Origin of the sequence: Aromatoleum diolicum, from assembly GCF_012910955.1 — a bacterium.
In the GTDB taxonomy this organism is placed as follows: domain Bacteria; phylum Pseudomonadota; class Gammaproteobacteria; order Burkholderiales; family Rhodocyclaceae; genus Aromatoleum; species Aromatoleum diolicum.
The window spans coordinates 85,424-96,258 of the sequence record NZ_WTVQ01000019.1; the positions used below are offsets into that span (position 1 = coordinate 85,424).

12 protein-coding genes are annotated in these 10,835 nt (G+C 64.2%); 8 read left to right on the forward strand and 4 right to left on the reverse strand.

All coding sequences use genetic code 11. The features are described 5' to 3' along the window. Window positions 1-7: 7 nt before the first annotated feature. The 3 genes from GPA25_RS12805 to GPA25_RS12815 all read right to left on the reverse strand — a co-directional run bounded on the left by GPA25_RS12805 (window position 8) and on the right by GPA25_RS12815 (window position 3,984). Window positions 8-940 carry a branched-chain amino acid ABC transporter permease gene (locus GPA25_RS12805; protein ID WP_169260788.1) on the reverse strand — a complete coding sequence of 311 codons (933 nt, stop codon included), beginning with the start codon at window positions 938-940 and terminating at the stop codon, window positions 8-10. A gap of 274 nt (window positions 941-1,214) precedes the next feature. Beyond that, on the reverse strand, window positions 1,215-2,330 hold the full coding sequence (locus GPA25_RS12810; protein ID WP_169260789.1) for a branched-chain amino acid ABC transporter substrate-binding protein: 1,116 nt from the start codon (window positions 2,328-2,330) through the stop codon (window positions 1,215-1,217). Between the two features lie 541 nt (window positions 2,331-2,871). Beyond that, window positions 2,872-3,984 (reverse strand): branched-chain amino acid ABC transporter substrate-binding protein, encoded by a 1,113-nt coding sequence (locus GPA25_RS12815; protein WP_169260790.1) that lies wholly within the window; start codon window positions 3,982-3,984, stop codon window positions 2,872-2,874. A gap of 149 nt (window positions 3,985-4,133) precedes the next feature. On the opposite strand from GPA25_RS12815, the gene GPA25_RS12820 reads away from it, so the two are divergent. From GPA25_RS12820 to GPA25_RS12830, 3 genes are all read left to right on the forward strand, one after another. Then, window positions 4,134-4,622 (forward strand): hypothetical protein, encoded by a 489-nt coding sequence (locus GPA25_RS12820; protein ID WP_169260791.1) that lies wholly within the window; start codon window positions 4,134-4,136, stop codon window positions 4,620-4,622. Between the two features lie 65 nt (window positions 4,623-4,687). Continuing rightward, on the forward strand, window positions 4,688-5,251 hold the full coding sequence (locus tag GPA25_RS12825) for an outer membrane protein assembly factor BamE (RefSeq protein ID WP_169260803.1): 564 nt from the start codon (window positions 4,688-4,690) through the stop codon (window positions 5,249-5,251). 13 nt (window positions 5,252-5,264) lie between these two features. Then, a complete protein-coding gene (locus tag GPA25_RS12830; protein WP_343034922.1) occupies window positions 5,265-6,164 on the forward strand; it encodes an alpha/beta fold hydrolase in 900 nt (299 codons plus the stop codon). A gap of 24 nt (window positions 6,165-6,188) precedes the next feature. Here the strand turns inward: GPA25_RS12830 and GPA25_RS12835 are convergent, their stop codons facing one another. Beyond that, entirely contained in the window at window positions 6,189-6,569 is a 381-nt protein-coding gene (locus GPA25_RS12835) for a VOC family protein (protein WP_169260792.1), read from the reverse strand. A 324-nt stretch (window positions 6,570-6,893) separates the two neighbouring features. On the opposite strand from GPA25_RS12835, the gene GPA25_RS12840 reads away from it, so the two are divergent. From GPA25_RS12840 to GPA25_RS12860, 5 genes are all read left to right on the forward strand, one after another. Further along, window positions 6,894-7,970 carry a carboxysome shell carbonic anhydrase domain-containg protein gene (locus GPA25_RS12840; RefSeq protein WP_169260793.1) on the forward strand — a complete coding sequence of 359 codons (1,077 nt, stop codon included), beginning with the start codon at window positions 6,894-6,896 and terminating at the stop codon, window positions 7,968-7,970. Between the two features lie 38 nt (window positions 7,971-8,008). Next, window positions 8,009-8,578 (forward strand): hypothetical protein, encoded by a 570-nt coding sequence (locus tag GPA25_RS12845; RefSeq protein ID WP_169260794.1) that lies wholly within the window; start codon window positions 8,009-8,011, stop codon window positions 8,576-8,578. A 208-nt stretch (window positions 8,579-8,786) separates the two neighbouring features. Further along, window positions 8,787-9,005 carry a hypothetical protein gene (locus GPA25_RS12850; RefSeq protein ID WP_169260795.1) on the forward strand — a complete coding sequence of 73 codons (219 nt, stop codon included), beginning with the start codon at window positions 8,787-8,789 and terminating at the stop codon, window positions 9,003-9,005. Between the two features lie 26 nt (window positions 9,006-9,031). Then, the gene (locus GPA25_RS12855; protein WP_169260796.1) at window positions 9,032-9,478 is read left to right on the forward strand and encodes a DUF3304 domain-containing protein; all 447 of its coding nucleotides are present in this window, start codon (window positions 9,032-9,034) and stop codon (window positions 9,476-9,478) included. Window positions 9,479-9,484: 6 nt separating this feature from the next. Continuing rightward, window positions 9,485-10,835: T6SS phospholipase effector Tle1-like catalytic domain-containing protein (locus tag GPA25_RS12860; RefSeq protein WP_169260797.1), on the forward strand; the 1,351-nt coding region annotated here is incomplete at its 3' end.

Consider the following 10,835-nt stretch of genomic DNA (forward strand, 5'->3'; position numbering starts at 1 on the left):
TCCCGCGTTAGGCCCGGTCGGACACGCGTTCACCCAGCAGGCCGGTAGGCTTGAAGATGAGCACGAGGCCGAGAATGATGAAGGCGAAGATGTCCTGGTAGGACGAGTTGAGGAAGCCGAAAGTCATCTGCTCGATGTAACCGGCGCCGAAGGACTCGACGAGGCCCAGCACGACCCCGCCCAGCATCGCGCCGCCGAGGTTGCCGATGCCGCCCAGCACCGCGGCTGTGAAGGCCTTGAGGCCGGGCATGAAGCCCATGCCGTAGTGCGCAATGCCGTAGTTGCTGGCGTACATCACGCCCGCGATGGCGGCCAGGGCCGCACCGATGACGAAGGTCAGCGCGATGATCATGTTGGTGTCGACCCCCATCAACGCGGCGACGCGGTGGTTTTCGGCGGTGGCGCGCATCGCGCGGCCGAGCTTGGTCTTGGTCACCAGCAGGATCAGCGCGGCCATGATGATCGCCGAGGCGATGACGATGGTGATCTGGATCGGGGTGACGAAAACGCCCTCGATCGGCTGGACCGGGGTCGTCGAGATCAGTTGCGGGAAGGTGTGATAGTTGCGGCCCCAGATGATCATGGCCAGCGTCTGCAGCAGGAAGGACACGCCGATCGCGGTGATCAGCGGGGCCAGCCGCGGCGCATTGCGCAGTCGTCGGTAGGCGAGGCGCTCCATCGTGAAGCCGAGGAGCATGCACACGGGGATTGCCACCAGCAGCGACAGGGTCAGCATGGCAACCGGCGACATGCCGGGCGCAACCCCCATCAGGAACATCATGGTTTGCAGCGCCGTCAGTGCGCCGACCATGACGAGATCGCCGTGGGCGAAGTTGATCAGGCCGAGAATGCCGTAGACCATCGTATAGCCGAGGGCGACCAGCGCATACACGCTGCCCACTACCAGGCCATTAACCAGCTGTTGCAGAAAGATTTCCATATTTACCCTCGGGATGTCGGGTCGAAGCCGCGCAGGGGCGGGTTGTGCGGCGTGGCCGTCGTGGGACCGCCCCGCAGTTGAAGCGCAGGTGCCGAACGCGTGGTTCGCGCGCATGGCTGGCCCGGCGCGTATGTGGCGACCGGGTCGGAGGGAGGGGGAAGATACATCAGGTTACGTGTCGCAAGGGTCACAAAAAAGGGGGGCGCGATCGTGTTGGCTGATCGCAACCCCCGGTGGGGTCATTCGGGCCGTTGAGCCCGAATGACTTGCAGCCTTACATCGCAGCCCAGCTGCCGCCCTTGAACTGGTACATCGTGACCGCGCCATCCTTGATGTCACCGATGTCGTCGAAGGCGACGGTGCCGGTCACACCCTGGAAGTTGCTCTTCTTCAGTTCCGGCAGATACTTGGCAGGTTCGACCGAGTTGGCCGCCTGCATCGCCTTGATCATCGCCATTGCGGCGTCGTAGGCATAGGGCGAGTAGATCTGCACGTCCATGTTGAAACGTGCCTTGTAGCGGTTGCGGAACTCGGTGCCGCCCGGCATTTTTTCCAGCGGCAGGCCGGCCATCGAGCAATAGGCGTTCTCACCGATCGCTTCGCCTGCGAGTTTGATCATTTCCGGGCTGCAGCCGCCGTCGCCGGTGACGAACTTGGTGTCGACACCGAGTTGCTTCAGCTGGCGCAGCATCGGGCCGGCCTGCGCGTCCATGCCGCCGAAGAAGATCACATCCGGCTTGGCGCCGCGGATCTTGGTCAGGATGGCATTGAAGTCGGTGGCCTTGTCGTTGGTGAATTCGCGCGCGACGATCTTGCCGCCGGCGGCCTTCACCGCCTTCTCGGTTTCATCGGCGAGCCCCTGGCCATAGGAGGTGCGGTCGTCGATGATCGCGACGGTCTTCGCTGCGAGCGGGCCCGCGATGAACTTGCCGAGCACGCCGCCTTGCTGCACGTCGTTGGCGATGGTGCGGAATACGCCCTTGTAGCCCTGGCGGGTCAGCGTCGGGTTGGTCGCCGAGGGCGAGATCATCGGTACGCCGGCCTGGTTGTAGATGCGCGAGGCGGGGATCGTGGTGCCGGAGTTCAGGTGGCCGATCACGCCCTTGACGCTCGCATCCACCAGACGCTGCGCGACGGTGGTGCCGGTGCGCGGGTCGGCCTGGTCGTCTTCGCCCATCAGCTCGAACTTGACCTTCTTGCCGCCGATGGTGATGCCCTTGGCGTTGGCATCTTCCACCGCGAGCTTGGCGCCGTTTTCATTGTCCTTGCCAAGGTGGGAGATGGTGCCAGTCAGCGGTGCGACACTGCCGAGCTTGACGACCATTTCCTGCGCCTGGGCAGCGGACAGGCCAAAACCCATGATGGCGAGTGCGACGACGGTTTTCTTCATGTTTTCTCCTCCAGCGAGATCGATTGAGTGCGATTGAGTGCCTGGACGCCACCGTCGGTCTTTGTGAGCGCCGACGGGCCGTCAGGATGCTGCACGTGATGCCGCTTTTCCATTCGCACCGCGAGCCATGACCAAAGTGCAGGCTCCCGGGCTGAAAAGTCCGCGTATTCTGCCCAAAAACCACTCGCGGTGCGTGAGCTGGGCGTCGGAGACGTAAATTTGCCGCTTTTGCAATGCAGCAAGGCAGTCCCCGTCACAGAGACCCATTCGGTATCGCGAATGACGTGCGGACATCAAATCCCCATAGGTGATGCGGGGTTTTGCCGGAATTGGCGAGCATTCGTGACAATGATGCTCTGCACAATTCATGCCAGGTAATGGATTTCCCTAATAGGAGGTCAAAATTTGCGTGAATGGGTAAAAAAGTCCCTGACATCGCAGCTTGCCAAAAAATTGGGGCGTCATTGCGCCCCATGAGAGTTCCCGATTTAGCCCCGATGCCCCGGGACGGTGCATCCGGGGCAGGGGGCGGCGGAGTCGCTCAGAGCGCTTCCCACTTGCCATTCTGGAATCGATACATGCTGATGCCGCCGTCACGGATGTCGCCGTTCTTGTCGAACGCGATCGTGCCGGTCACGCCCGGTACGCTGAGCTTCTGCAGTGCCGGCAGGTACTTCGCCGGTTCCACCGAGCCGGCCGCCTTCATCGCCTCGATCAGCGCCATCGCCGCGTCGTAGCTGTACGGCGCGTAAAGCTGCACGTCGGCCTTGAAGCGTTCCTTGAAGCGTTTGTTGAACTGTGCGCCGCCCGGCATCTTGTCCATCGGGATGCCAGCCTGGGTGCAATAGGTATCGCCGCTCATCGCTTCGCCGGCGAGCTTGATCATCTCGCCGGTGCAGGTGCCGTCGCCGCCGAGGAACTTCGCGGTGATGCCGAGCTGCTTCATCTGGCGCAGCATCGGCGCGGATTGTGCGTCCATCCCGCCGAAGAACACGGCGTCGGGCGTGCGACCCTTGATCTTGGTGAGGATCGCGGTGAAGTCGGTGGCCTTGTCGTTGGTGAACTCGCGCCCCACCACCTGCACGCCCTGCTGTTTCAGGCTGTCGGCGAAGGCGTCGGCGAGACCCTGGCCGTAGGCCGTGCGGTCGTCGATGATCGCGACCTTCTTGGCCTGCAGGTTCAGCACCGCGTATTTGGCCATCGCCGCACCCTGCTGCAGGTCGTTGGCGATGACGCGGAAGGTGACCTTGTAGCCCTGCTGGGTCAGTTTCGGGTTGGTCGATGACGGGGTGATGACCGGCACGCCGGCCTGTTCGTAGATGCGCGAGGCCGGAATCGACGCCCCCGAGGTGACGTGACCGACCACGCCCTTGACGCCGGTGTCGGTCAGGCGCTGCGCGACCGTGGTGGCGGTGCGCGGGTCGGCCTGGTCGTCTTCGCTGACGAGTTCGAACTGCACTTTCTGGCCGCCGATGGTCACGCCCTTGGCGTTAGCGTCTTCCAGTGCCAAGCGCACGCCGTTCTCGCCGTCTTTGCCGATATGGGCGATCGGCCCGGTGAGCGGGCCGGCATGGCCGATCTTGACGACGGTCTGGGCGTGGGCAGCCGACAGGCTGGCACCGGCAAGCGCCAGTGCGATCAGGGTCTTTTTCATTAGCAGTCTCCGCATGTTTGCACACATTCACCGGGCCGCGATTGCTTCGCGCGCCGGAATGGTGCGATTCTAGCCCACGCGCTGTGCGCGCCAAATCCGTGCCTCGGAATTCATGCGGCGGGGCGCCAGCATCGAGGAGAAATCGACCCATGAAACGCCTGTTCGCGCTGCTCTGCAACCTGCTTGCCGCACTCGGCCTGAATGCCTGCGACTATTTCAATCTGCAGGAGCTCAAGCCCGGTGTGTCCACGGCGATGGAAGTCCGCGAGCGCTTCGGCCCGCCCGCCGTGGAGTGGCACAACGAGGATGGTTCGGTGACCTGGGAGTACTCGCGCCAGCCGCAGGGCAGCGAGTGCTACATGATGACGATCGGTCCCGACAATGTGCTGCGTGCGGTCGAGCAGGTGTTGAACGAAAAGAATTTCGCGCGTATCCAAGCCGGTATGAATGGTGACGAAGTGCGCCGCGTGCTGGGTGCGCCGGGATCGCGGGAGCGGTTCGAACTGAGCCGCGAAACGGTGTGGAACTGGCGCATCGCGTCGCAGCCGACGGGCGGCGATCCGGTGTTCTTCTCGGTCCATTTCAATGACGACGGACGCGTGGTGCGCACCAGCCGGAACGTGGAATATCGAGGGTAAGCGTCGTGAAGCCAGCACTCGAACGGGGTATCGGAAAGTGGGGGCGCGGCGTCGCGCTGCTGGCGATGCTCGTGCTGCTGGGCAGTTGCGCGAGCATGCGGCAAATGCGTCCGCTCGCGAACGAGGCCGAGGCGCTGGCCGTGCATGGCGAGCCGGTCATGCGCTGGAAGAACGACGACGGTACGACCACGCTCGAATACTCGACCCAGCCATACGGCGACACCACGCTGATGGTCACGGTGGATGCCTCGGGCATCGTGGTGCGTCAGGAAAATGCGCTGGCCTACGAGAATCTTGTGCGCGTCGAACGCGGCATGACGCGCGAGCAAGTGTCGCGCCTGCTCGGTCGCCATCGCTCGGTACAGACCTTTTCGCTGAGCGGGGAGGAGGTCTGGGACTGGAACATTTACAACGACGGCCCCGGCATCTACACCCTGTTCAACGTGCATTTCATCGACGGCAAGGTCGTGCGTACCAGCCGCACCTATGTCTATCCGCATGAAGGCAGGACGATGGGCTGGTACGGATATCCGGCATTTCCTTACTACGCCTACCCGTACTCCTACCGTTCGCGCTTTCCTTCCCGGTGGCCACATCACGGTTGGCCCAGCTCCTGGCACTGGTGGTAAGGCTCGCTCTCGCGTGCCGAAGGGGTCCGCGGCCGCTTATACTGCGCTGCAGCACAACTACCGGACCGGCATTCCGATGGACCATTTCCGCACTGACGACGGCGAGCGTATTCATGTAAAGATCCAGGGCGACGGGCCGCCTCTCGTGCTGCTGCATGGATGGACCGCCAGCCACCGCGACTGGAACCCCTTCATCGATGCCTTTGCCGCGCGCCACCGCGTGTTCCGCTGGGATGCACGCGGCCACGGCGGTCATCCGCTGAAGTCCGCGACCGTGCCGACGGCCGCGCGCATGGCCCGGGACCTGGAGCAGATGCTGGAGCACTGGCAGCTGCGTGATGCAATCGTGGTCGGCCACTCGATGGGTGCATTGACGCTGTGGCAGTACATCCACGACTTCGGCTGCGACCGTCTGCGCAAGGTCGTCATCATTGACCAGTCGCCGCGTATTCTCACCGACGAGCACTGGTCCAACGGCATCTACGGCGACTTCGACGAGCGGCGCAATGCCGCCTTCGTGCGTGAATTGCAGCAGGATTTCGCCGAAGGCGTGCTGCGGCTCGTCGGCCACAGCCTCAACGAGCGCGCGCGCCGCAAATACCTGGAAAACGGCGACAGCATGGAGACCGCCCGCCAGCGCCTGCGCGAGATGGCTCCCCAGCCGCTGATCGACTGCTGGACCAGCCTCGCCGCGGCCGATTACCGTGACGTGCTGGAGAAGATCGACATCCCGTCGCTGTTGGTCTACGGCGGCGCGAGCAACTTTTATCACACGCGCACCGCGCACTACGTGCGCGACAACATCCCGAACGCGCTGCTACACATCTACGAGGACGTCGACCACGCGCCGCACCAGTGGCAGCGCGAGCGCTTCGTCAAGGACGTGCTCGATTTCATCGACGCCGACGACTGACGCGACGCCCGCAAAGGATCTGGCCTAAGCGGCCGAGCAGAACCACAGCTTGTTGCCTTCGCTGTCGAGGAAGGCGCCGACGAAGTGGCTCCCGTCGTAGCGCTCGACCGCGTCCGAGATCGTCACCTCGAGTTTGCGCAGTGCGGCTTCCAGCGCGCGCGCATCGGCGCATTCCAGCGTGATGCGCGGGTTCGGTTCGGCGGTCGGTATGCCGTACCAGCTGTCCTTCAGCATCAGCATGGTGCCACCGAGTTCGAATTCCACCGGCACCTGATCCTGATCACTGCCGCCGCTCGCCCGTGTGAGACCCAGCGTCTGCCCATAAAAGTTGCTCGCCCGAGCGACATCACGCACCGCAAGTGCCACGACCTTGACGCATTTCAATCCGAGTTGGGGGTTGTTCATGATTTCCGCTGCCGAAACGGAGTCCGTCAGCGCGTGCCGGTTTCTGTGTCCGGTCGCCGGGGGGCGGACCCCGGTAGAAAAACCGCCGAGCCGATCAAGGGGGGCGGGCCGTCGCGACCGCGCGGGCGGTCGCCGATGCTTCACGCTAGCACTTGATTGGCGAAACGCCAGGGCGGCACGGGGTGTCGCGAAATCCTCGTGGGCGCCGGGCCGATTCCGCTAGACTGGCGCTACAGGCGCGCAGGCGACGAGCGGGCGACGGATGTCGATGACGCGCTGGTGCCACCAGGGTGCGGAGTTCGCAGCGCAGGTCGCGGGGGGCGGATGGATATCCACGGCAAACCGATCCAGCAGCGCATCGACTGGCTGTTCGAGCTGGCGGACCGGCACGGCGCGAATTTCCGCAGCCCCGAGGCCTGGCTCGCGCGCGAGCGCTACCTGTCCGAACACCCGACCGCGATCGCGGTGCTCAAGTGCATGGACGGGCGCATCAACATCCCGGTGGCGACCAATACCCCGGTCGGCATCCTGATGCCCTTCCGTAATCTCGGTGGCATGTTCGACCTGGGCTGGCCGCATCTGGGCGAAGTGCTCGCGCACCACGTTCAGCGCATGGTGAGCAGCGGTCGGCGCGTGATCTTCCTGATCACCTACCATTTCTCGACGGGCGACCCGCTGCGCGGCTGTGCCGGCTTTGCCTATGACACGGCGGCGGCGATCGCGCACACCTGCGCGATCCGCAGGCAGGTCGAGTACATCTTCGGCGCCGGGCATGCGACCGTGTATCCGCTCGTGTGCGGCTTCGAAACCGACGAGGACGCGCTGATCCTGCATGGTCGCGACGGCGACACCCTCGACCTCGCAGCGCTGTCGGGCGACGACCGCGCCACGCTCGAACCGCGGCTCGCGGCGCTGCTGCCCGACATGCCCGCGCAGATGCGTGCCGATCTGCTGCCGCTGCTGCATGGCAACCTTGAGCACATTGCGACGGTGCGCGCGCAGGTCCGGCGCGACGAACGCACGCTCGACATCGAGCACCGCGAATGGATGATCTGCCTGGGCCGCGGCTTCGACTTCCTGCACACGCCCAACATCGCGCTGATCATCGGCCCCTACAGTCCGAATCTTGCCGAACCGATCGGCCGCGCCGCCGGCATCATCGAGGCCAACATGGCTGCCGGGCGGGTGCCCGGCGACGGCTTCCTGTTGCTCGCCTCGGTGCCCTACGACGAGATCGGCGTCGACCGCGCCCGCGCGGAATTGAAGAGTCGCTTCCTGTCGGACTTCGCGGCGGACGTCATCCGCCGCGAATATCCCGACCTTGCCGCCAGCATGCACATGCGCACCGCCGTGCTCGACTGGCGTTCGCGGCGCTTCGAGATCGTCGGCGGCCGTGCATGAAGCGCGGGTCAATCATCCCCGGCACTGGAGGAGCACCCATGCATCCGCTATCGCACAAGCTTGCCGCAATCGCCCTGAGCAGCTTCGCGCTCGCGCTGCCCGGAACCGCGTCCGCCTGGGACATGACGGGAACGCGCACCGTGGCGCTTCACACCCGCGATGGCCAAGCGATTCCCATCGGGACGGTGACGTTCCAGCCACAGGGTGACCGGACCGGTTTCACTCTGCACCTCGACGAGAAACCATTCAAGGATTTTTTCCTCTCGATGAAGGAGTTCAAGTGCCTGGAAGGCAGCGAGGAAATCCTGTGCCACGTGCCCTACCCGTATGCCAATCCCGCGACGGTGACGCAAAACGACCTGTCGTGGCTGGAACACGCGCTGCTGTTCCTCTACAAGACGCCCGCGGAATTCGGCGCCCGCCTGTGGAATGGACTCTATTACCGCATGCGGATCACCGATGAAGGCATCGTCGGCACCGCCGAATCCGTCGATCTCAATCTGATCGCCGCGCCGCCCGCCGAGGCGTCCGTGGCCCCCTTCGTCCCCGCCGAACGCACCGAGATCGCTCCCGACAGCCGCTGGATCGGCAGGCTGACAATCCGCTAGGGCCCGCCGTCGCACGATTCTGCGCATCGCCGGACTCCGCGGCAATGCCAATGGGGTTATCGGATGACGATTGCGACTCTGCAAGCGGGTCCCGCCTGATATGATATTGGACTTTGCAAGCGACGCGGCTCCCGGCCCGTAGCCAGCCCGATCCCGCAGGACGGATCTTCTCGCTCCGGATCGATGCCCGGTCTCTCCTCTACCTGTCATGACTGCATTGTTCTCCGCCGCAACCCGCCTGGCACTGGAGCGAAGACGTCGCGGCCTGCCTCGCCGAGACCCGCCCGCCGAAGTGGGGCTCGGCTGGTGCATCGACGAGGACACGCAGGCACCGGCCCGCCACCGCCTTGCCGAGGATGCCCAGACCGAACACGCCAACGGCGGGTGCGGCATCCGCTTCCGCCGTGCTCACGCAACCCTGACCTGAACCCGGCAACAACGAGACGAATCGACATGAAATGGATGCTTGTGTTCGCGTGCGCGCTGCTCCTCAACGCTTGCGCCGTGCTGGCGAAAAAGGAAAGCCCGACCGCGACGGCGCAGGTGGGGATCGTCAATCACACCGGCAAATACATCTACTCGGCGACAGTCGATGGCTCGGGCGGCGGCAACATGCCCGCCTGGGGCGCCGGCATTGCCAACATCTGTTGTACCTCGATCCCGCGCGTCTGGTCTCCCGGCATGAAGGTGCTGGTGCGCTGGGATATGCCCGAAGGGCGTACCCACGTCGTGAAGGAAAAGGTTGTCGAGATCGAGAAGTACGATGAACCGGGAAGCATCTACATGCACTTCTTTCCGGACGACGGTGTGCGTGTCGTGGTCACGAGCCTTGATCCAATACACCCCGATCACCCGATACCACGTCCGGTAAAGCCGGCAACCGCAACCGCTCCCAAATGATCGACCATGATTTCAGCGCCGCCCGCCAACGCCCCCTTTCCCGCCGAGACCGTTCTTCAGCCTTCGGCGCAAGGGCACTCCGCGATCGCGCTTGCGAGTTGCGATAGCGCCTCCGACGCCCCCTGCAGCATCCCGGTGCAGGTCGGGGTGTTCTTCGATGGCACCAACAACAATCAGGAACGCGACCGGGAAGGCAAGCGGATCGGTCTACCCGACCCGAGGACGAAGATCCCCGCGCCGATGGCGAGCAAGCCACTCGCGCCCGACGAGTGTTGTCACAGCAATGTAGTACGCCTGTTTCGCGCCTTTCCCGGCGACAAGCCGACTAGCGGTTACTTCTCCTACTACATCCCCGGCGTCGGGACACCCTTCAAGGAAATCGGTGAGCTCACCGAGACCGCTGGCGGCAAGAGGTTCGCCACGGGTGGGGAGTCCAGAATAATTTTTGGACTGTTGCAGATAATTAATGCAGTGCACCGTGCCGTATATAAACGTCCTCTATACAAGGACGACCAAGCCGGCCAATTCGCCCAGTCCTACGGCGGTGAAGTCGGCCGCATCGAACAACGGGGCAACGGCAAAGGCCCGGTGACGGTGATGACGCACCGGAAGTGGTTCGCCCCGCACCTCGCACGGCTCAAGGCGGCGCTCGTCGCGACGCCGAAACCGACAATTCCCTCGCTGACCATTTCGGTCTTCGGCTTCTCGCGCGGGGCCGCGGAGGCGGTGGCGTTCTGCCATCTCTTCGACGAACTGCTGGAGGCGGGACGCCTTGCGGGCATCCAAGCACGCATCAGCTTTCTGGGCGTGTTCGACACGGTGGCGAGCGTGGGTGGCTCGGCCTCAATTGCGAGCACCCTGCCGCTGCCCGGTGCGGTATTCGACGGACACTGGTGGTGGGCGGACCGGCTCCTCGATCCGTTGCCGGATTGCGTGCACGCCGGACGGCACTTCATCTCGGCCCACGAATTGCGCATGAATTTTCCGGTGACGCGGCTGCAGGGCAATATCGAGGAGGTGTATTACCCCGGCGTGCATTCCGACGTCGGCGGCGGTTATGCTCCCGGCGATCAGGGCAAGGGACGAGGCAAACAGGCGGCGCTTCTGTCACAGATTCCGCTGCTGCACATGTACCAGGCTGCGCGCGAGGCGGGGGTTCCGCTGGTGCCATTCAGCGAACTGGACGTAACGGTTCAGGATGACATGCAGGTCGATGCTGCACTCGCGTCCGCGTGGACCGCCTACACGGCCGCATTGGGCGAGCACGGGGCCTTCCTGACAACGCACATGGAACTGTATTACCGCTGGCGCGCGGCGCGGCTCGATACGCTCGAGACCACCGCCAGCTTCCGCGCCG

What these genes read in the sequence shown, in the direction of transcription:
- GPA25_RS12840 (WP_169260793.1), top strand. Translation starts at nt 6,894, where the DNA reads ATGGATATCCACGGCAAACCGATCCAGCAGCGCATCGACTGGCTGTTC.
- GPA25_RS12845 (WP_169260794.1), top strand. Translation starts at nt 8,009, where the DNA reads ATGCATCCGCTATCGCACAAGCTTGCCGCAATCGCCCTGAGCAGCTTC.
- GPA25_RS12850 (WP_169260795.1), top strand. Translation starts at nt 8,787, where the DNA reads ATGACTGCATTGTTCTCCGCCGCAACCCGCCTGGCACTGGAGCGAAGA.
- GPA25_RS12835 (WP_169260792.1), bottom strand. Translation starts at nt 6,569, where the DNA reads ATGAACAACCCCCAACTCGGATTGAAATGCGTCAAGGTCGTGGCACTT.
- GPA25_RS12825 (WP_169260803.1), top strand. Translation starts at nt 4,688, where the DNA reads ATGCTCGTGCTGCTGGGCAGTTGCGCGAGCATGCGGCAAATGCGTCCG.
- GPA25_RS12815 (WP_169260790.1), bottom strand. Translation starts at nt 3,984, where the DNA reads ATGAAAAAGACCCTGATCGCACTGGCGCTTGCCGGTGCCAGCCTGTCG.
- GPA25_RS12805 (WP_169260788.1), bottom strand. Translation starts at nt 940, where the DNA reads ATGGAAATCTTTCTGCAACAGCTGGTTAATGGCCTGGTAGTGGGCAGC.
- GPA25_RS12810 (WP_169260789.1), bottom strand. Translation starts at nt 2,330, where the DNA reads ATGAAGAAAACCGTCGTCGCACTCGCCATCATGGGTTTTGGCCTGTCC.
- GPA25_RS12855 (WP_169260796.1), top strand. Translation starts at nt 9,032, where the DNA reads ATGAAATGGATGCTTGTGTTCGCGTGCGCGCTGCTCCTCAACGCTTGC.
- GPA25_RS12820 (WP_169260791.1), top strand. Translation starts at nt 4,134, where the DNA reads ATGAAACGCCTGTTCGCGCTGCTCTGCAACCTGCTTGCCGCACTCGGC.